Consider the following 21081-nt stretch of genomic DNA (forward strand, 5'->3'; position numbering starts at 1 on the left):
ATGCGACCGGCAAAGCCGCGCTGACGGCGCAAGCTCAGACGGACCTCCACTGTCCCTCCCAGAACCGCGCGCGTATTTCCCGTTTGAGTATCTTGCCCACCGCACTACGCGGCAGGTCCGTCCAGAACTCCACCGATTTGGGCGCCTTGACGCTCCCCAGCGCCTGCTTGCATAGCTCGATCAGTTGCGCTTCCGAGATTTCCTGGCCCGCCTTGAGTTGCACGATCGCCTTCACGGCCTCGCCCCACTTTTCGTCCGGCACGCCAACCACCGCACACTCCAATACGGCCGGATGCGCGTTGATCGCAGCCTCCACTTCAGCGGGGAAGATATTGAAGCCACCGCTGACAATCATGTCCTTCATGCGGTCCACGATGGTAATGAACCCCCGCGCGTCCCGTATGCCGATATCGGTCGTGTGATGCCATCCGCGGGCCGAGACCGCGCTCGAATCCTCGGGCTTTTTGTAGTAGCCGGCCATCACCATGGCCGAGCGCACCACAATCTCTCCGCGTACACCGGGGCCGACAAGGGCGCCATCGTCGCCCATGATCTCGACACGCGCAAACGGTACGGCACGCCCGGCCGAGCGCAGGGCGCTTTCGTCGAACTCGCCCGATTCCAGCAGGTAGTCCGCAGGTTGTTTGGCGACGACGGGGAACAGGCATTCGCTCTGCCCGTAAACTTCGTAGATGACCGGGCCAATGCGACGTACAGCTTCCTTCAGTTTCTCCGGCGCAATCGGGGCGGCACCTACGGCAATGCATCGCAGAGACGACGTGTCCGTGTGGTCCAACGCCGGAGAACTCAGCAACGCGTAGACAATCGTCGGCGGCAGGAATAAGTGCGTGATGCGCTCGCGGGCGATGGTATCGAGTACGTTGTAGGCATCGAAGCTCGGTAACACCACCGTCGCGCCGCCACGAACCGCCGCAGCGAGCGTCACGAAGCAGGCCGCGTGGGTGAGGGGAGCGACGGCCAGCACGCGGGTCTCGTGGTCCATGTCGAGTGCGGAAAACACCGAGATCAAACTCATCTCGACGGCCCGGTTGGTCAGCAGCGCACCTTTCGACGGGCCTGTCGTGCCCCCGGTGGGCTGGAGCACCGCGAGGCGATCCTCGTCCACCTCGCTTTCCGGCATGGTCACGTTCTGATGCGACGAAATCCATTCGGCGAAATTCGCCCCGTGCTCTGAAGCGCGGTCGAGACAAATGAATGTCTTCGTGCGCGGCAGACCAATTTTCATCGCCGGAACGAACGCCTCGTAGCTGCTGTGGAAGAAAACGAGATCACAGTCCGCATAGTCGAGAACGGCAATATTGGTTTCAACCGCATTGCGCGTATGGATCGAAACCCAGACCATGCTTGCCCGGTTTATCGCAATCTGCAGCAGGCTGATGCGGTAATCGTTTGGCGCGTAGATGGCGATGTGCGCGCCAAGCCCCAGCGAATCGTCGGTACGCAGTGCATGAGCCACGGCATAGACGAGCTTCTGCGCTTCGGCGAAGTCGATACGGATCGTGCCGTCGCCGTCCACAAAAGCCTCCCGGTTCGGGTAGCGCGATGCGGCGGCGTCGAAATAGTCGGACAGTTGCATCCTGGTCTCCTCTGGTTGGCGAGTTCAGCGCGTACCGCAGTCGATGTCTAGCGTTTGCGCGTTCAGATACGCGTTCTCGATCACGTGACGGACCAGACCAGCGAACTCCTCCGCCTTACCCATGCGTCGCGGGAACAGCATTTTGTCGATGAGACCGTCGGACACTTTCGCCGGCATGCCGGCCGACATGCCGGATTCAAACAATCCAGGCGAAATGGCCATGACACGGATGCCGTGTTCCGCAAGATCGCGAGCGATCGGCAACGTCATGCCAACCACGCCGGCCTTGCTGGCGCTGTACGCCGCTTGTCCCATTTGACCCGCCTTGGCCGCACCCGACGCGGTGTTGATAATGACGCCGCGCTCGCCGCTTGCGTCCGGTGAATTTGCCGTCATGGCCAACGCCGCGTGGCGAACCACGTTGAAGGTGCCGGTCAGGTTGACGCCGAGCACGCGGTTCCACAATTCAGTTGGAAACAGCTCGCTTTTCGAAATCGTCTTGCACGGACCCAGAATGCCCGCGCAGTTGACCGCGATATGCACCGCACCATGAACGTCGCGGACCCTCTCCACGGCGGCCATCACGCTACGCTCGTCGGAAACATCGACGGCCACACCCATCATGTCGGGCCCGAGCGCGTCGGCCACCTTCGCGCCATCGAGATCGAATCCCACCACCTTTGCACCGGCAGCACGCAACGTTTTGCAGGTTGCCAGCCCGAGGCCGGATGCCGCGCCGGTCACGATGGCGACTTTGTCATTCAGGTTCATTTGATCCTTTCCCATGCTGCCGAACAGGCGTCGGCTGTTCCATCAACGCCCCACGAACCGGGGGGCACGTTTTTCTTCAAACGCCGCTAAACCTTCGTGCATGTCATGGCTTTGCTCATGCAGCGCGCTCATCAGCAGTTCCTGCCGCAACGCCGTTTCATGCGGCTGCTGAAGACCGTCGTCGACCAGTGCCTTCATGCGAGCGAGGCCAAGCGGACTCTTCGCGGCAATCGACGCAACCAGTGCGCCGACCGCTTCCAGAAGCGCCGGGTCATCGACGATCTCATTGACGAGGCCAGCCGACTTCATGTGCTCGGCGGACACGAACTCGCCTGTGAACATCAGGTACTTCGCGCGCGTCGGTCCGATCTTGCGAGGCAGCCGTACTGACCCGCCGCCGCCTGGCAACAGGCCGTAGTTAGCGTGTGCGTCGCCGAACTGCGCCGAGCGTGCGGCCACGACCAGATCGCAGCACAAGACCATCTCCAGGCCGCCTGCCAGTGCCATGCCGTTGACCGCGGCGATCACCGGCTTGGGGAACGCTTCGAGCCGGTTCAGCAACACCAGAAAGTCGCCGAGAAAACTTCCGACGCCGTCTGCGTCGCCGGTGCTGCGCACGAACTTCAAATCGGCGCCCGCACAAAAAGCGCGCCCTGTGCCGCAGAGGACAACGGCACGGACCTCGTTAGACGTTGCTGCAAGGTCGAGCCCGTGCATTAGCCCTTGAACCACCGAGGGCGAAATGGAGTTCATGGCTTCGGGGCGATTCAGCGTGAGCCAGATTGCACCGTCGCGAACGTCCGTGAGAACAGCTGCTGCATGCATAAGTAGAGGCTCCATTGACGGGTCACTTGATACATAGATCTTAGAAGCCTCTCGTCAAAACGCGATGGCGTATCCATTCATCTTCTTTGCGGATCCGCTCAACTCATCTGCGTAAGCGCGGTAAATCTGATTAAATGACATGCATGTCTGGTCAAACGCATACCGTTCCCGTCAGTCTGGTGCATGGCTCGCTGGTGGGAGCCAGGGAACAGGCCGCCATGTCGGACGCGAAGATTGCCGCGTTGCTGGAAGGCTGCGGGATTTCCCCTGCCGTGCTCGACGATCCTCGTTCGCGGATCACGCCGAAGCAGTACGGAGCGCTACTGAGGCAACTGATCGTGGCGCTCGACGACGAGTGCATCGGTTTTCTGTCACATCCCATGCGGCCCGGCGGCTTTGCACTGATCATTCGCTCCGCGCTCGGCGCGCCCAGCCTGGAAGTTGCCATGCGCCGCGCGGCACACACATTCCGGCTGCTGCAACACGACGTAGCCCTGCACTACGCACGCGAAGACGCGCTTGCCGGCTTCACGCTGCAGTTCTCCGACGCCGAGGTTGCGCACCGCCACATTGCGCACGACGTATTGATGCGCGTGTTCTGGCATATGCTCGCGTGGCTCAAAGGCGATCGCCTGCCGCCACGCAGAGTCGACTTCAGTTACGACGTGCCGCAGTGGGGCACTTTTCACACCATCATGTTTCCGTGCCAGGTTCAGTTCGGCCAAACGCGCTCGGCGGTCTGGTTCGATGCGGCAGCGTTGAACGCGCCGGTGCGGCGTGACGAAGCCGCACTGCGCGCGCTGATCGAAAACGCGCCTGGCAATTTCGTCTTACCGCATCCCTGCGACTACGCGACGCGCGCGCAGGTGCGGGCGGTGCTGCTGCAAAGAGAGCCGGAGTGGCCCGACATGGACGCGGTAGCGGGGCGCCTTTACATGTCGATCAGTACGCTGCAGCGCCGCCTCGCCGCGGAAGGCATCACGTTCCAGACACTGAAAGATCAAATACGCAAAGACCTGGCCATTGAGCGGTTGAATACCGGCACATTGCCGATCGCGGAATTGGCGGCCCAGCTTGGATTCGCCGATACCACCGCTTTCAACCGCGCCTTCAAGGCGTGGACCGGCACCACGCCTGGGTCATATCGGCGCTGACCTGCCGATGGTGTCCGGGTGCGGTAGAAATCCGCAGTGCTCAGCGCCCGAGAATGGTCACGCAAGCAACAGCCTCTTCCACCCCATAGAGTCCGCCGCCATTCTCAGCCACAGCGATGCTTGCCCCATCGACCTGACGTGGTCCAGCCTCGCCGCGCAATTGCGTCACCAGTTCATGCACCTGGGCAATGCCCGTTGCGCCTACCGGGTGTCCCTTCGACTCCAACCCGCCCGATGGATTGACCGGAATGCGGCCACCGATCGAGGTGTCGCCGCGTTCAGAAGCCGGGCCTCCTTCGCCGAACTCGAAAAATCCGAGGTTCTCGATCTGGATGATTTCGCCCATTGCGGTCGCGTCATGCACTTCCGCCACCGATACATCGCGCGGGCCGACGCCAGCCGCCTCATACGCCCGCCGTGCCGCATGTACGGTGAGGTGGTTGCGCACGTCGGTATAGTTTCGATCGCTGCCGGTCTGAATCACCGACGACAGCACGCGCACCGCGCGGTGCGTATCGAGGCCCAGCCGGCGCAATGCAGTGCCCGTGCACAGAATCGCGGCTGCGGCGCCATCCGACACTGGCGAACACATCGGCACCGTGAGCGGGTAGGTGATTGGCGCCGCCGCGAGCACCTCGTCAATGGTGTATGACGTGCGGTATTGCGACAGCGGGTTGTGCACCGAATGCGCGTGGTTCTTCGCCGCGACCGCTGCAATCTGGTGCTGCGTGGTGCCAAAGCGTTTCATGTGAGCGCGCGCGAAGGCTGCATAGACGTCCATGAACACGCTGTACGGTTTCGGCGAGGTCGTGCCCGGCGGCACCTCGACGCCTTCACCCATGCGAAGCAGATCGGCGTGCACGTCGGCCGCGCATGAGATGTCCAGTGCGCTGTCGAAAACGGAGAACATGCGGCTGCGATCCGCCGAGTACATCTTCTCGGCACCCACCGCCAGCGCAATATCGCCTGCACCTGCTTTCAAGTGGTTGACCGCCAGCGTGAACGCGCTGCTTCCACTGGCGCAGGCGTTCTCGACGTTGACCACGGGAATACGGCTGATGCCCATGTCGCGCAGGGCAATCTGGCCGCGGATCATCTGCTGGCCCTCCATGTGTCCTTGCGATGCATTGCCGAAGAATGCCGCTTCGATCGAATCCTTCTGCAGGCCCGCATCGTCCAGCGCAGCTTCTGTCGCCTGACGAACCATGGCCTTGAGGCTCACTTCCGTCAGACGTCCGAACGGCGTCATACCGACGCCCACAACATAAATTTCGCTCATGCTCCTGCTCCTGAAGTTCTTCCGGGATCGCTGTGATTGCGTTTGGTGTGGGTCACGATTGACGCTGCAACAGCGCTACGTTGTCTTCTCCGACGACTGGCACGCCGCTCACCGGCCCGGAACGCACACCATCGAATATCAACGGCTGCGCTACGTGCCAGCGCCGCCTGCCATCGGCATCCATGGCCTGCGTGAACATGCCGCGCGCCCGGAAATGCGGGTCGTCCACCACTTCGTCGAGCGTATTGACGGCCCCCCATGGAATACCGGCACCGTCCAGCAAGGCCGCCCATTCAGCGCGCGGCAGACGTGAAATAGCTTGCCCAATCCGCTCCCGCAATTCGGCCTCACGCTGGACGCGCTCGTCATGCGTGGCGTGGGCGACATCGGGCATTTCCAGCCATCCACAAAGCGGCTTCCAGAACCAGTCTTCGTAAGCAATCGAGAGCGACAGCAGCCGGCCATCCGCGCAACGGTAGATCCCGTAGCCCGGTTCCGCATTGATTTGCGCGAGTCCGGGCGGGCCGCCGTTCATCAGCGGGCTGAGCGATACCGCCATCCAGGACACGAGGCCATCGGTCATCGACACGTCCACATGGCGGCCCTTGTTCGTCTTCGTGCGCTCCAGCAACGCCGAGAGGCATCCGGTCAGCGCGAACATGGCGGCAGTCAGATCGCCGATCGCCAACTCCGGCAGTGGCTCGATCCTGCCGGTCTCGGCCTGCCGGAACAGCAAACCCGAGATCGCCTGGTACGACAGGTCGTGCGCCGGCCGGTCGCGATACGGGCCATGCTGACCGAAACCGGAGATCGACACATACACGCAGCGCGGGTTGATCGCGGCTACGTCGTTGTAGCCGAAGCCCAACCCATCCATCGTGCCGGGGCGGAAACCTTCCATGAGCACGTCGGCGGTGGCGATCAAGCTGCGCAGCGCGTCCTGGCCTGCCGTGGTCTTCAGGTCCAACGCAACAGAGCGCTTGTTGCGGTTCAACGCGGCGTGGAAATCCGGCTGCATGCGAGCGGGGTCGCCTTCGGGTGGGCGTTCCACCAGAATGACCTCTGCTCCCAGATCTGCCATCACCAGCGTTGCAAACGGGCCGGGATACTGTTGCGCGAGCGAAAGCACGCGAATACCCTCGAGCGGCAATGTCATGTCGTCTCCGTCAAAGCTTGTTGTGCGGACAACCGCCCGTGCTCAAGCCAGCGAGCGTGCGATGATCAGCTTCTGTATGTGACTGGTGCCTTCGTAGATACGCGTCACGCGCACGTCGCGGAAATACCGCTCAACCGGGAAGTCCGTGAGGTAGCCGTAGCCGCCATGAATCTGCAGCGCCTGCGAGCAGACCTTCTCCGCCATCTCGCTGGCGAACAGTTTCGCAATGGAGGCTTCCTTGCCGCATTCCATGCCGGCTTCGCAAAGCTGTGCCGCGTGCAGGCAATACTGAAAGGCCACGTCGACTTGCGCAGCCATGTCGGCCAGATCGAATGCGACGCCCTGCAGTTCGATGATTGTCTTTCCGGAAACCTCGCGCTCGTTCGCATACTGAAGCGCAGCTTCGAGGGCACCTCGTGCGGCGCCTGCCGCTATGAAGGCGATGCCAATGCGGCCATCCGACAGGCTTCCGAGGATGGTCGAATATCCGCAGCCTTCCTCGGCCAGCAGGCTCGTCGCCGGAGCGCGGTAATTGTCGAACACGATCTGTGCGGTGTGCGCCGTATGCTGGCCGAGCTTGCTTTCGATCCGGCTGACCTGGTAGCCCGCCTGCCTGGGGTCGATAACGAAGGTGCTCCAGCCCTTCTTGCCTTTGGACTTGTCCGTCTGGGCCAGAACAACGGCCACGCCCGCTTCGCTCCCGTTGGAGACGAATTGCTTGGTGCCGTTGAGCACGAAGCAATCACCGTCGCGCTGTGCGGTGGCACGCAAGGCCGCGGTATCTGAGCCGGCTTGCGGCTCGGAAATCAGCGTCGCACCAATCGCCTCGCCATGCGCCATCGCCGGCAGGTAGTTACGCTTCTGTGCTTCGGTGCCGTTCGCGGCAATGCACATTGCAGTGATGTTGTGCACATGCAGGATGGTCGCGAGGCCCGCATCGACAGCGGCGAACTCGTGTTGTGCGAGACAGAACTCGACAAATCCAGCCCCGACGCCGCCATACTCTTCGGGAATCAACATGCCGAGGAAGCCGCCATCGGCCAGCGTTTTCAGTTCTACATGCGGCCAGGCTGAGGTCCGATCGCGCTCTGCCGCCGTGGGTGCGACGACGCCGGCGGCCAAACGACGTGCCGCGTCGCGAATCATGATCTGCTGCTCAGTGAGAAAGGCGGTGGACCGGTCTGCCATGTTGTGCCCTTGCTGAAGCGACATCGACGGATGCCAATACGTGAGATGTTTCCGTGTGCGCCGAGCAACGCTGGCTCATCCCACGCTGTCGGTGTAGAGGCATCTTAGGCGGGTGACCGGTCCCTTAGCGAGTGCGGATCTGTGCAAGTTGATTGCAGATCTGAGCAAGGCGGAGAACGCGCGGTCGTTCCTGAGCTACGCGTAGTGGATCGAGAACGACACCGCGATGGGTCGATTTACTTGGGTCTACGAACCTTATGCCAGCAGCAAACTCGAAATCCGCTTTTCAGCTAACTCAATACAGGTTAGCGCGACGGGCAAGACAGGATTCGCCGACGAGTGGTTATAGAACAGCTGCACCGTCTCCAGAAAACGGGTTCCTTCTAACGGAAGAATCACGAGTTTCTCGCGATGCACGCCTTGCCGCGCGACTGCGAGCGGCATCAACGCGAGAAAGGGATACGACGCGATCATTGCTTCGTTCGCTTGCAACGAAATGGATTGCACGCAGCCATCGGGAAACTCGAGTTCGTGTTCATGCATCCACGCTTGCAGCGAGAGAAAGGTCGGCGCTTCGCGCGGCGGCAGGATCCACGGCAGCCCGGCGAGATCGGACGCGCCGATCGTGCGGCGCCCGGCAAGCGGATGCTCGCGCCCGCAGACCACGACGATCGGATCATTGAGCACCGCATGCGAGGCGAATGCCGCCGTGTCGGCGCGCGGCGGACCTGTGCGACTCAGGACGAAATCGAGCGCGCCTGCGGCGAGCATCGGAAACAGGCGGTCGCTGGTGGCCTCGTAAAAGCTTACGTTCACATGGGGCGCGTGTTTTTTCAGTTCGACCACGAGTTCGGGGGCGAACACGGGCATTACGGTCGCGACCGCGCCGACGGAAATCTTGCCCGAGATGCCGCTCGTCAACGCATCGACCTCGAAGCGCGCCTGTTCAAGCTGATGAAATACCTCGCGAGCGCGCTTCATCAGCGCCTCGCCGACCGGCGTGAAAAACAGCCGGTTGCCCACACGCGTCAGCACGGGCACGCCGAGACCCGCTTCAAGTTCTGCCAGCTGCTTCGATATGGCAGGTTGCGTCACGTTGAGCTTTTCGGCGACGAGCCGGATTTGCCCAAGGCTGTCGAACATTGTGAGCAGACGCAGGTGACTGAGCTTCAATCCAGCTTGAAAGAAGCGTTCGATTGGATCCATAAGCAATGCCTTGGCGCGAAAGCGAATAACCAATAGTTATTCGCCTTTCACAAAATGTCAATTGCGCGTCATGCGGCGTTGGACCACTATGAACTGCAGGAGACGCGGCAATACCCAATACAAGCCGCAGAGACAGCGCCATGAAGCCCACCAATGTCCTTTTCATTCTGTCCGACGAACATCAGCACAACCTGATGGGGTGCGCCGGACACCCGCTCATCAAGACGCCGGCGCTCGATGCGCTCGCGCAGCGCGGCACGCGCTTCAGCAACGCGTACACGCCGTCGCCGATCTGCGTGCCGGCGCGCGCGAGTCTCGCGACGGGGCGCTATGTCCACGACATCCGCTGCTGGGACAACGCAATCGCATACGACGGCAGTACGCCTGGCTCGGCGCAGCATCTGTCGGCGAGCGGCGTGCTGACAGAGTCGATCGGCAAGCTGCACTACAAGACTGAGGCGTCGCCCGTTGGCTTTCACAAGCAGCATCACGCGGTGCACATTCTCGATGGCATCGGCCAGGTGTGGGGCTCGGTGCGCAATCCGATGCCCGCGACGATGGGCCGCTCTCCGCTCTACGACAAGATCGGTCCGGGCATGTCCGACTACAACCGCTTCGACATGCGCGTGGCCGATACGGCGTGCGACTGGCTCGGCGCGCACAGCCGCGACGACAAACCCTGGGTGCTGTTCGTCGGCCTCGTTGCGCCGCATTTTCCGCTCGTCGTGCCGCAGGAATTCTTCGATCTTTATGATCCAGACGGGATCGATCTCCCGGCGCTGCATCCGTCGACGGGCTACGTGCGGCATCCTTGGGTCGAACGTCAGGCGCGGCATATGGATCACGACGCCGCGATCGGCAGCGACGAGCGTCGGCGCCTCGCCGTCGCGTGCTATTACGCGCTCGTGTCGTTTCTCGACGCACAGGTCGGCAAGGTGCTCGCCGCGTTGCGAGAGAACGGGCTCGACGAATCGACGACGATCATCTACAGCAGCGATCACGGCGACAACCTCGGCAAGCGCGGCATGTGGAACAAGTGCCTCATGTACCGCGAGTCGACGGGCGTGCCGATGATCGTCGCCGGTCCGGACATTCCGGCGGGGAAGGTGAGCGGCACACCGGTGTCGCTGGTCGATATCCAGAATACGCTGCTCGAATGCGCGGGCTGCGATGCGGAAATGATCGACGGTCCGGGCGAGTCGCTCGTTAAACTTGCCCGCGCGGAAGACGTGCCTGAGCGCCTCGCGTTCAGCGAATATCACGCCGTGGGATCGGAGAGCGCAGCCTACATGGTCGCGGACAGCCACTACAAGTACCACCATTACGTCGGCATGCGGCCGGAACTGTTCGATCTGGAAAATGACCCGGAAGAGCTGCGTGATCTTGCGCCGTTGCCGGAATACGCCGACGTGCTGGCGCGCTTCGAACGGCAGCTTCGGACGCTGGTCGATCCCGAGGCCGCCGATGCTGCCGCCAAGGCCGATCAGGACAGACTGGTGCAAGCATTCGGCGGCCGGGACGCCGCGTTGAGAACAGGCACGCCCGCGGCGACACCCGTACCGGTCGAATAGCGCGTGCCATAGACATTCCGATAAAAAACCATGACGGAGACAACTCGATGGCCTCAGCAGACATTGCGGCGGTTGCCCGCCAGCCAGCGGTCAGGCAGAAGTGGAAGACGGTGATACTCGCGAGCCTCGGGGGCTCGCTGGAGATTTACGACTTCATCATCTACGGCGTGTTCGCGCGTGAAATCGCGCGGCAGTTCTTTCCCGCAACGGATCCGCTGGCGTCGCTGATCAGCACGTTCGGCGTGTTCGCGATCGGCTACGTGTCGCGTCCGTTGGGCGGCATCGTGTTGAGCAGTCTCGGCGACCGCTTCGGGCGGCGCATAATTTTTCTGGTGTCCGTGCTGGCGATGTCGGCGGCGACCATCGGCATCGGGCTGATTCCAAGCTATGCGTCGATCGGCGTGCTGGCGCCCGTGCTGCTAGTGCTGCTGCGTCTCGCACAAGGCTTTTTCCTCGCGGGCGAATTGCCTTGCTCGATCACGTACGTCGTTGAAGAGATTCCGGTTCGAGCGAGTCTCGTCAGCGGACTCGTGATCTTCTGCCTGAATTCCGGCGTACTGACGGCGACGCTGATCAGCCTCGCGCTGCACTCGCTGCTCAACGCCGACGACGTGCTCGCGTTCGGCTGGCGCATTGCTTTCATCATCGGCGGCGTGATCGGGCTGGTCTCGTACTGGCTGCGCACTTCGCTCGAAGAATCGAACGAGTATCAGCGGCTCAAGAGTCACAAGGTTAAGCGTCCGTTCAGGAAAGTGTTGACCGATTACCTGAAGCAGGTTGCGATCGGGGTCGGCGTGGCGGGGATTGTGAATGCATCGAACAGTCTCCTTTTCGTCGTGCTGCCGTCGTACCTGACGACCGTTCTGCACTACGCGCCTACGGCAGTCAGCGCCGGACAGAACCTCGGCATCGCGACGATGTCTGCGTCGCTGCTGTTATTCGCGTGGCTTGGCGATTCGGTGCCTTCGCGGCATTGGCATCGCATCGGTTCGCTTTTGATGCTGTTCGGCAGCTATCCGTTTTACCGTCTCGTGGCCGCGCATGGCATTGATCCGCTGTTTGCGTTCGTGATCATCGGCATAGTCGGCGGCTTTGTGAACGGCGCCTACGCGTATCTGCTGGCCGATCTTTTTCCGACCAACGTGCGTTTCAGCGGCATCGCGCTGTCGCTCAACCTCGCGACCGTGCTCTTCACAGGCATTACGCCGCTGGTCGTCACGCAACTGCTGCATCACACCGGCGCATTGACCGCGCCTGGCATTTTCCTGACTGTCGTCGCGCTGATCGCGTTGATCGCAGGCAGTTTCGTCGGCCGCTTCGGCGGACAGATCGAACGCGTGGCGACCTGAGCGGAGGATCGGAACATGCAAGCACAGCATCCGGACGCACTCCACCTCTCACTTGTCGAAACACTGGGCGCGGATTGCGTGTCGCTCGATGCGTCCGTTGCCGATGCACACGCCGGTGACTGGAGCGACGCGCCGCGTGTCCGGCCACGAATGACCCTGTTCCCACGAACGCCCGCCGATGTTGCACGCGCATTGCGCGTGCTGGCGAAGCATCGACAACCGGTCGTCGTACAGGGCGGACTGACTGGACTGGCGGGCGGTGCGACGCCGCAGGCGGGTGAAGTCGCATTGTCGCTTGCGCGCGTCAATGCGATCGAATCGTTCGACAGGATTGGCGGTACGCTGACGGTGCAAGCCGGTGTGCCGCTCGAACAGTTGCAAACGTTCGTCGAAGCGGAGGGCTGGTTCTTTCCACTCGATCTCGGTGCCCGCGGCACCTGTCAGATCGGCGGCAACGCGGCGACGAATGCGGGCGGCAATCGCGTAATCCGCTTCGGTACGATGCGCGATCGGATTCTCGGACTGGAAGTTGCGTTGCCCGACGGCACGGTGCTGTCGATGATGAACAGGGTGACGAAGAACACGACGGGTATCGATCTGAAGCAGCTTTTTATCGGTTCCGAAGGCTCGCTCGGCGTGATCACGCGCCTCGTGCTCAAGCTGGAGCCGAAGCCTTCAGCGGCGAATACGGCGTTGTGCGCGGTTGCGTCGTTCGAAGACGCGACGCGGCTGCTCAAGTACCTGCGCGCGCGGCTCGCGAGTCTCTCCTCGTTCGAACTGATGTGGCAGGACTTCATGAGCGCCGCGATGGACATTGCTCATTTGAAGGCACCGTTCGACGAGCGGTTTCCCGTGTATGTGCTGGTTGAAACGCTGGGCGAATCCTACGATGACGACAGGCTCGCGCTTGAACAGTCGCTCGAACGGATGCTCGAAGAAGGCGTCGTTCAGGACGTGATCATTGCGCAGACCATCGAGCACGCGAAGCAGTTGTGGGCATACCGCGAGACGGTCGGCGAATTGCTGTCGAAGCTCAAGCCTCATGCGGCGTTCGACATCGGGATACCGATGGACAGAATGGAGCGCTTTGTCGACGATGCACGCTCGTCTTTGAGCGAACGCTTCCCGCAGCAGACGCATCTGTTCTTTGGCCATCTCGGCGATGGAAACCTGCATCTGCTTTCCGGCCCGTATGCGGACGCTTCAAACCTGCTGGAAGTCGAAGAAGTGATCTACGCGGCCGTTAGCGAGGCCGAAGGCTGTATTTCTGCCGAACATGGCATCGGGGTGATTAAAGAGCCGTTCCTGCATTACAGCCGCTCGGAACCGGAAATCGAACTGATGAACAAACTCAAGGCGCTGCTCGACCCCACGGGAATGCTCAACGCGGGCCGTGTTTTCAAGCAACGTGCAGCGTGCACATAAAGCCATGACACAGCGCTATTCCACGGGCCTTTTCTAAGTGGATTGCTGTCACGCGATCAGTTCGCCACTTCTCGCTTCTTGAACCACCACGGTTCTTGGGTTCGACAGCGAAGTGTTGGCCGCGCGTAGCCTTTTCAGTATGGCGAACAGCAGTTCTCGCCACCGCAGGGGTTTCCGAACCGGTGGCCGCGGCGGGCATCGCACCCAGGACCTCGAGCTTCGCATGTGTTCTCGCGAGATCGGGCTGCAGAGAGCTTGCTATCAATCTGTCGACATCGTCGGCTGCACGGCGGCTCAGTGCGTCCAGTTCGAATAGCTGGGCGTCGCTGGTTGCCGCAGATGCACGCTGCCTGATCAGAAGAGAGTAAGACACGGCCTGGCGGTTCCTCAAACACATTGCTGGCTTTAGAGCGGCGCCGGCAGCGGACGCCGGGCGAGCTTCTCTGCCCCCGCGCGTTTCAGGCCGAACGCCTGCAGGACGATGGCCGCCGTGTTCTCTGCGAGCTTCTCCTGTTTCGATCGAAGCGTTTTGCGGATACGAACCACACGTTTCGACGACGCGGCGGAATTGAGTTCGACGGCCACCCCTGCGAGCACTGTGCCGATGACGGAAATCACGCACATCAGCTCGTCGGCCACCACGAAGCGTTGCTCGGAAATGCCTCTTTCCGTATCGCGCAGCAGCCGCTGGCCGAGCCCTCGGCTGAGCGCGCGCATAGACAGGCCTTCGCGTATCAGCAGTTCTCCCCAGACCGGCTCGCGGCAAGCGCGCAAAAGCGTATGACGAATCGACACCGCGATCACTTCCGCGGGGTCCGACAAGCCGCTTGCAAGTCGATCCAGCGTATTGGCGAATTCCTCGAACAGCCATTCGACCAGCGCGGTGAAGATGCCTTCCTTCGAGTCGAAGTGGTTGTAGAAGGAGCCGAATCCCACATCGGCTGCGTCTGTGATTTCGCTGATCGTCACACCGTCCATTCCATTTTTCGCGATCAGTCCGAACGCGGCGTCGAGCAGACGGGCGCGGGTTTCGCTCTTGCGCCGGGCAAGACGCGGTGAATCTCCGGCGAGCGGCTCGCGCGCCGGAATCGGGGCCATGACTGCGTGTCGGCGGCTCGCGCGCGGGTTGGAGCCATCAGACATTGTTGCCTCCTCGGTCATTGTCTGTTCCGATTTTAGATTCAAACGTCATTGTTGACAAGACTATCAGTTATGGGTCTAATCTCATCCGTGCGGCTGACATGCGGAAACGTGGGCTAGCAGGACTGAACGAGCAGGGTGGATACAGCGGCGGCGTCTCAGGCGTTGACGGACACCAGGCCGGAATCCGCAGATACCGTGCAGAGCAACGCGTGCGCTTACGCAATCGCGCGGCTCCGTCAATGCTGATCTGCAACACACATGTGTTGCGTGCCGGGTTCGATGGTCGGCCAGAAACCGGTGTCATCGTTTGCCGCGGCGCTCGAGAGGATCAGTAGCGCATCAGAGGGCTTTCCTGTTTTCGCGCCAATGGCAACGCGTGCTCCCGGGCGCGGCGGCCTTTCATCAGCGCGGACGACTTTTCTACCTGGACTCACCACCTGTCTTGTGAACATCGTGAAACATTCCGTTCCTGTCGCGCTGAAGCGGGCGCGTTCGTTGTTACCTTCCATCATCCGGTCGACGCATCGGGCGCCCGTCATCCTCATGGCGTGCAGCGCAATCCTTCTTCCCGCATGTCATCAACGCGAGGTCGTGGCGCCCGCGGCTAAGCCGGTCGTTGCACGTGTGGTTCGCCCCGACGGACGCATCCCGGGCGAGTCGCTGCCCGCGCAGGTAGAGGCGCGCTATTCCACGACGCTTTCGTTTCGCGTCGGCGGCAAGCTCACTGAGCGGCGAGTGCGTATCGGCGATACCGTCAAGGCGGGACAGACGGTGGCGCTGCTCGACCCAACCGATCTGCAGAACAACCTTGTGAGCGCGCGAGCGCAGCTCGACGCCGCAGAACATCGCCTCGTGTTTGCCAAACAGCAGCTCGACCGCGACGAGGCGCAGGCGCACGCGAACCTGATTGCGCCCGCACAGCTCGAACAGACCCAGGATGCCTACGCGACCGCGCTGGCGCAGCGCAATTCCTCGCTGGCGCAGATGGCGCTCGCCTCCGATCACCTGCGCTATGCAACGCTTGCCGCGGATCACGACGGCGTGGTGACTTCCGAAGATGCCAACACCGGGCAGAACGTTCAGGCCACGCAGGCCGTGTATCACATCGACTGGACGGGTGATGTGGATATCGTCTGCGATGCCCCGGAGCGCGTGGTCAACTCGCTGAAGGCCGGCAGCAAGGCGCGTGTGACGTTGCCGGCGTTGCCGGGCAAGTCGTTTGAAGCGAGCGTGCGCGAAGTGTCGGCCGCCGCCGATCAGGAAAGCCGCACCTGGCGGGTCAAGCTGACGCTCGCGGCAGCGAGCCCGGAAGTGCGCCTTGGCATGACGGCCAACGTCGCGTTCGATTCGGTTCAGGGCAACGTAGCCGGACAGACCTTCACGGTGCCGGTGACTGCGCTTTTCCATCGTGGCGAGAATCCCGCGGTGTGGGTCGTGCGTAGCGGGAGCGACACGCTCGAGTTGCGCCCGGTCACGGTCCAGCGATACGAAGAACGTACGGTGTCGATCGGTTCGGGCCTGCATGACGGCGACCGCGTGATCCTGCAAGGCGTGCACGCCGTGAGTTCGGGACAGCATGTGCAAGTCGTGCCGCCGCTGCATCCGGAGGACTTCCCGTCATGAACGCACGCGACCATGAGAACGGGCCGGACATGCCGCCCGTGAATGCTTCCGACAAAGAGACCGCCGACACAGGCGGTTTCAATCTCTCCTCCTGGGCACTGCGTCACCAGCAGCTCGTGATCTTCCTGATCGGACTGGCGACGCTCTTCGGCGTGATCGGCTATACGCGCCTCGCGCAATCGGAAGATCCGCCATTCACGTTCCGCACGATGGTCATTCAGACCTACTGGCCGGGCGCGACCGCGCGCGAAGTGCAGGAGCAGATCACGGATCGCATCGGCCGCCAGTTGCAGGCGGCGCCGTATGTGGACAACATCAAGAGCTACTCGCGCCCCGGCGAGTCGATGATTTTCTTCGCGATGAAGGACTCGGCGCCCGTCAAGGAAGTGCCCGAGACCTGGTACCAGGTTCGCAAGAAGGTGGGCGATATCCGGGCAGCGCTGCCGAAGGGTACGGTCGGGCCATTCTTCAACGACGAGTTCGGCGACGTCTACACCAACATCTACGCGCTCGAGGGCGACGGCTTCACGCCCGCGCAACTGCACGACTACGCTGACAAGCTGCGCACGGTGCTGCTGCGCGTGCCCGGCGTGGCGAAGGTGGACTACTTCGGCGATCCCGACCAGCACATTTTCGTCGAGGTCTCGAATGCGCAGCTCACGCGGCTTTCGATCACGCCGCAGCAGCTGGCCCAGGCCATCGACGCGCAGAATACCGTCGCGCCCGTCGGCACGGTCACCACGGCTGACGACCGCGTGTTCGTGCGGCCAAGCGGGGCGATCAAGGACGAGCAGGCGTTGGCGGACGTGCTGATCACGATCAACAAGCGCACGTTCCGGCTCGGCGACATCGCCACCATCAGGCGCGGCTATGACGATCCGCCCGTGACGCAGATGCGCGTCGGCGGACAGGCGGTGCTCGGCATTGGCGTGACGATGCAAAAGGGCGGCGACGTCATCGACTTGGGCAAGGCGCTCGACGCAAAGGCGTCCGAACTGCAGGCCACGCTGCCCGCGGGTCTGAAGCTCGCCCCCGTTTCGAGCATGCCGCATGCGGTCAAGCACTCGGTCGACGAGTTCGTGCGCTCGGTCGGCGAGGCTGTGGCGATCGTGCTCGTCGTGAGTCTCGTTTCGCTCGGCCTGCGAACGGGCATGGTGGTCGTGATCACCATTCCGATCGTGCTCGCGGTGACGGCGCTGTGCATGCATCTGTTCGGTATCGGCCTCGACAAGGTGTCGCTCGGCACGCTCGTGCTCGCGCTCGGCCTGCTCGTCGACGACGCGATCATCGCGGTCGAAATGATGGCGGTGAAACTGGAGCAGGGCTGGAGCCGCACGCGCGCCGCGGCGTTTGCCTACACCAGCACCGCATTTCCGATGCTGACCGGCACGCTCGTGACCGTCTGCGGTTTCCTGCCGATCGCCCTCGCGAAATCGAGCACGGGCGAGTACACGCGCTCCATTTTCGAAGTGTCGGCAATCGCGCTCGTCGTTTCGTGGTTCGCGGCCGTCGTGCTGGTGCCGCTGCTGGGTTTCCACATGCTGCCGGAGTGCAAGGGTCATGCGGGCAGCGGTCATGGGCACCAGCACGGGCACGAGCACGATGTCTACAACACGGGCTTCTATAAGCGTCTGGCAGGCTGGGTGACGTGGTGCATCGAGCGGCGCTGGGTCGTGCTCGGCGTGACCGCCGTGCTGTTTGCGATCGCCATGGGCGCATTCACGCGCGTGCCGCAGCAGTTTTTCCCGAACTCCGAACGGCCTGAGCTGCTCGTGGACCTGAGGTTGCCCGAAGGCGCTTCGTTCGAGGCAACGCTGCGTGAGGCGAAGCGCCTCGAGAAAGTGCTCGACGGCAAGGCGGAGATCCAGCATTTCGTCGACTTCGTCGGCACGGGCGCGCCGCGCTTCTATCTGCCGCTCGACCAGCAGCTTCAGCAGCCGAACTTCGCGCAATTCGTGATTACGGCCAGGGACGTCGAGACGCGTGAGGAGCTGATGCATTGGCTCGACGCGAAACTCGAGAAAGACTTCTCCGGAGTTCGTACCCGTGTTGCACGACTTGAGAACGGGCCGCCCGTGGGCTTCCCGATCAAGTTCCGCGTGAGCGGCGACGACATCGCGACGGTGCGCTCGCTCGCCGAGACGGTCGCGGAGAAGGTCCGTGGCGACTCGCGCACGCGCAACGTCCAGTTCGACTGGGACGAACCGGCCGAACGCTCCATCTCGTTCGAGATCGACCAGAACAGGGCGCGCCAGTTGGGCGTGAGTTCGGAAGACGTATCGAGCTTTCTCGCCATGACGCTATCGGGATATACGGTCACGCAGTATCGCGAGCGCGACAAGCTGATCAACGTGGATCTGCGCGCGCCGAAGAGCGAGCGCGTCGATCCGGCAAAGCTCACGAGCCTCGCGATTCCGACACCGAATGGCCCAGTGCCGCTCGGCTCGCTGGGACATGTACGCGATACGCTCGAGTACGGCGTGATCTGGGAACGCGACCGGCAGCCGACCATTACGGTGCAGGCCGATGTACGCGGCGACGCACAGGGCATCGACGTCACGCGCGACATCGACCACGCACTGACCTCTGTGCGCGCCACACTGCCTGTCGGCTATCGGATCGACGTGGGCGGTGCAGTTGAAGAAAGCGTGAAGGGGCAAACGTCGATCAATGCGGAAATGCCGCTGATGATCATTGCCGTGCTCACGCTGCTGATGATTCAGCTCAAGAACTTTGCGCGCACGTTCATCGTGGTGCTGACGGCGCCGCTGGGTCTGATCGGTGTGGTGACGGCGCTGCTGCTGTTCGGCAAGCCATTCGGATTCGTCGCGCTGCTCGGTGTGATCGCGATGTTCGGCATCATCATGCGCAACTCGGTGATCCTGGTCGATCAGATCGATCAGGACATCGCGGCGGGGCATGCGCGCTTCGACGCGATCATCGGCGCAACGGTGCGGCGCTTCAGGCCGATCATGCTGACGGCGGCCGCCGCCGTGCTCGCGCTGATTCCGCTGCTTCGCTCGGGCTTCTTCGGACCCATGGCAACCGCGCTGATGGGCGGCATCACGATCGCCACGGTGCTGACCGTGTTCTTTCTGCCGGCGCTGTACGCGACGTGCTTCAGGGTCCGCCATGACGAGCGCGGCACGCAACCGGTCGTCGTCGAGCATACGGAGGTTTGATCATGAGCTTCAACCACAGGACATCCGTGCTGGCGGTGGCTGCGGCACTCGCTGTGAGCGCGTGTTCGTTCGGACCGGGCGGCGAGCCGCCGGCGATGCCTTCGCCCGAGCATTACGGCGCGCAGGCGCTGCCTTCGAAGACAGTGGCGGCGGGCGGCGTTACGCAGACTTTCGATGTAGGCGCGACCTCAGCGCCGCAATGGTGGCGCCTCTATCGCTCCGACGCGCTCGACGCTCTCGTCGACGAGGGCTTGCGCAACAGTCCTACGCTCGCGTCGGCACAGCGCACGCTCGCGTCGGCGCAACAGCAACTGCGGGCGCAGATCGGCGAAACGACGCTTCCGTCGATCGACGGTGTCGCACAGGTCCAGCGCGCCCGGTCACCGGTCGTGCCCGGACTGGGTCCCGAGCAGGTGCAATACAACTTCTTTGCAGGTCAGCTTGCGGCGCACTACACGTTCGATTTGTTCGGCCAGACGCGTTACATGAACTCGGCAAGCGCGGCTCGCGTGAACGTACAGGCGTATGAGCTGGAAGCGTCGCGGCGTGCGCTGGCCGCGAACATCGTGGGTGCTTCGATCAATGTCGCGGCGCTCGACCGGCAGATCGCGCTCACCGAACGGCTCGTTGCCGTATCCAACGACACGGCAAACGACGATCGGCAGCGCTATGCGCTCGGCTCGGTCTCGCGCGTGCAGGCGCTTGGGTCGAAACAGGATGCCGCGTCGGTCGCGGCGACTTTGCCGGCGCTGCGTCAGCAGCGCGCCTCTGCGATTCATGCACTCGCTGTGCTGCTCGGCCGTACGCCCGACAACCCGCCGAGCGTGCCGGCACTCGACACGCTGTCGCTGCCCGAGCATGTGCCCGTCGCTGTCCCTTCGGACCTGCTGCGTGCGCGTCCTGACATTCAGGCCGCCGACGCCGCCGTCAAGGCTGCAGCCGCCGATGTCGGCTCTGCAACGGCGCAGATGTTCCCGAGCCTGTCGCTGACCGCCTCGATGGGCCGCGGCGGCTTTAGCTGGCCGGCGCTGCTTTCGGGCGCAGGCGGCCTATGGGCTATCGGCGCCAGCCTGTCGCAGCCGATCTTCCATGGCGGCGCGCTCGTTGCACAGCGCCGCGCGTCGATCGATGCCTACGACGCCTCAGTGCTGCACTACAAGGCGACGGTGCTTTCCGCGTTCCAGGACGTGGCGAATTCGCTGGCCGCACTCGATAACGATGCGCAGACGCTGGCGTCGAACGAAGTAGCCGCTCAGGCCGCGCGCGCAGCATTCGACGACACCGCGTCGCGCCATCGTATGGGGTCGCTGCCTGCCACGGCGCAGTACGCGAGCGAAGCGCGCTATCTGAACGCGCAAATGGGCGCGGTGCGGGCGGAGAGCCAGCGCATGAGCGACACGGCGGCGCTTTTCCAGGCGATGGGCGAGCTGCCAGTGAACCAGCAGACGGCGGCGTCGGGGGCAATGACGAGTGAAAACGGGGAAGGCGGCGCTCGCATGTCCCCGTTTGTCCGATAGCGCTGCAACGATCGCCGACCGATTGGTCCCGCGCGGCGAGAAGCAAAGCAGCTCCGCGGGTCGCGTATCACGCTCGATGAGCGTGGTGCGAGCGG

15 protein-coding genes are annotated in these 21081 nt (G+C 62.8%); 7 read left to right on the forward strand and 8 right to left on the reverse strand.

The window, feature by feature from the left end; all coding sequences use genetic code 11:
* Positions 1-34 precede the first annotated feature (34 nt).
* The 3 genes from J2W46_RS15650 to J2W46_RS15660 are packed head-to-tail and all read right to left on the reverse strand — an operon-like array spanning position 35 to position 3193.
* Positions 35-1597, reverse strand: a complete 1563-nt coding sequence (locus J2W46_RS15650) for a class I adenylate-forming enzyme family protein (protein WP_310354877.1) — start codon at positions 1595-1597, stop codon at positions 35-37.
* Positions 1598-1621: 24 nt separating this feature from the next.
* On the reverse strand, positions 1622-2368 hold the full coding sequence (locus J2W46_RS15655; protein ID WP_310354879.1) for an SDR family NAD(P)-dependent oxidoreductase: 747 nt from the start codon (positions 2366-2368) through the stop codon (positions 1622-1624).
* A 42-nt stretch (positions 2369-2410) separates the two neighbouring features.
* Positions 2411-3193 carry an enoyl-CoA hydratase/isomerase family protein gene (locus J2W46_RS15660; RefSeq protein ID WP_310354881.1) on the reverse strand — a complete coding sequence of 261 codons (783 nt, stop codon included), beginning with the start codon at positions 3191-3193 and terminating at the stop codon, positions 2411-2413.
* Positions 3194-3336: 143 nt separating this feature from the next.
* On the opposite strand from J2W46_RS15660, the gene J2W46_RS15665 reads away from it, so the two are divergent.
* Positions 3337-4347 carry an AraC family transcriptional regulator gene (locus tag J2W46_RS15665; protein WP_310354883.1) on the forward strand — a complete coding sequence of 337 codons (1011 nt, stop codon included), beginning with the start codon at positions 3337-3339 and terminating at the stop codon, positions 4345-4347.
* Between the two features lie 40 nt (positions 4348-4387).
* Here the strand turns inward: J2W46_RS15665 and J2W46_RS15670 are convergent, their stop codons facing one another.
* From J2W46_RS15670 to J2W46_RS15685, 4 genes are all read right to left on the reverse strand, one after another.
* Positions 4388-5626 (reverse strand): thiolase family protein, encoded by a 1239-nt coding sequence (locus J2W46_RS15670; RefSeq protein ID WP_310354885.1) that lies wholly within the window; start codon positions 5624-5626, stop codon positions 4388-4390.
* Between the two features lie 52 nt (positions 5627-5678).
* Positions 5679-6782 (reverse strand): CaiB/BaiF CoA transferase family protein, encoded by a 1104-nt coding sequence (locus tag J2W46_RS15675; RefSeq protein WP_310354886.1) that lies wholly within the window; start codon positions 6780-6782, stop codon positions 5679-5681.
* 42 nt (positions 6783-6824) lie between these two features.
* A complete protein-coding gene (locus tag J2W46_RS15680; protein ID WP_310354888.1) occupies positions 6825-7970 on the reverse strand; it encodes an acyl-CoA dehydrogenase family protein in 1146 nt (381 codons plus the stop codon).
* Positions 7971-8225: 255 nt separating this feature from the next.
* Complete coding sequence (locus tag J2W46_RS15685; RefSeq protein WP_088174642.1) at positions 8226-9176, reverse strand: LysR family transcriptional regulator; 951 nt, start codon at positions 9174-9176, stop codon at positions 8226-8228.
* 140 nt (positions 9177-9316) lie between these two features.
* On the opposite strand from J2W46_RS15685, the gene J2W46_RS15690 reads away from it, so the two are divergent.
* The 3 genes from J2W46_RS15690 to J2W46_RS15700 are packed head-to-tail and all read left to right on the forward strand — an operon-like array spanning position 9317 to position 13521.
* On the forward strand, positions 9317-10747 hold the full coding sequence (locus J2W46_RS15690) for a sulfatase-like hydrolase/transferase (RefSeq protein WP_310354890.1): 1431 nt from the start codon (positions 9317-9319) through the stop codon (positions 10745-10747).
* Between the two features lie 47 nt (positions 10748-10794).
* Positions 10795-12096 carry an MFS transporter gene (locus J2W46_RS15695; protein ID WP_310354892.1) on the forward strand — a complete coding sequence of 434 codons (1302 nt, stop codon included), beginning with the start codon at positions 10795-10797 and terminating at the stop codon, positions 12094-12096.
* 15 nt (positions 12097-12111) lie between these two features.
* The gene (locus tag J2W46_RS15700) at positions 12112-13521 is read left to right on the forward strand and encodes an FAD-binding oxidoreductase (protein ID WP_310354894.1); all 1410 of its coding nucleotides are present in this window, start codon (positions 12112-12114) and stop codon (positions 13519-13521) included.
* 405 nt (positions 13522-13926) lie between these two features.
* Here J2W46_RS15700 and J2W46_RS15705 read toward each other — a convergent pair whose 3' ends face one another.
* The gene (locus J2W46_RS15705; RefSeq protein WP_310354896.1) at positions 13927-14664 is read right to left on the reverse strand and encodes a TetR/AcrR family transcriptional regulator; all 738 of its coding nucleotides are present in this window, start codon (positions 14662-14664) and stop codon (positions 13927-13929) included.
* Positions 14665-15108: 444 nt separating this feature from the next.
* On the opposite strand from J2W46_RS15705, the gene J2W46_RS15710 reads away from it, so the two are divergent.
* From J2W46_RS15710 to J2W46_RS15720, 3 genes are read left to right on the forward strand one after another with little or no spacing between them, the layout of a single operon-like run.
* A complete protein-coding gene (locus J2W46_RS15710) occupies positions 15109-16287 on the forward strand; it encodes an efflux RND transporter periplasmic adaptor subunit (RefSeq protein WP_374726835.1) in 1179 nt (392 codons plus the stop codon).
* On the forward strand, positions 16284-19469 hold the full coding sequence (locus J2W46_RS15715) for an efflux RND transporter permease subunit (protein WP_310354898.1): 3186 nt from the start codon (positions 16284-16286) through the stop codon (positions 19467-19469). The genes J2W46_RS15710 and J2W46_RS15715 overlap by 4 nt, the downstream gene beginning before the upstream one ends.
* A 2-nt stretch (positions 19470-19471) precedes the next feature.
* Entirely contained in the window at positions 19472-20986 is a 1515-nt protein-coding gene (locus tag J2W46_RS15720) for an efflux transporter outer membrane subunit (RefSeq protein WP_310354900.1), read from the forward strand.
* Positions 20987-21081: the final 95 nt, after the last annotated feature.

Origin of the sequence: Paraburkholderia strydomiana, from assembly GCF_031456815.1 — a bacterium.
Lineage (GTDB): Bacteria > Pseudomonadota > Gammaproteobacteria > Burkholderiales > Burkholderiaceae > Paraburkholderia > Paraburkholderia caledonica.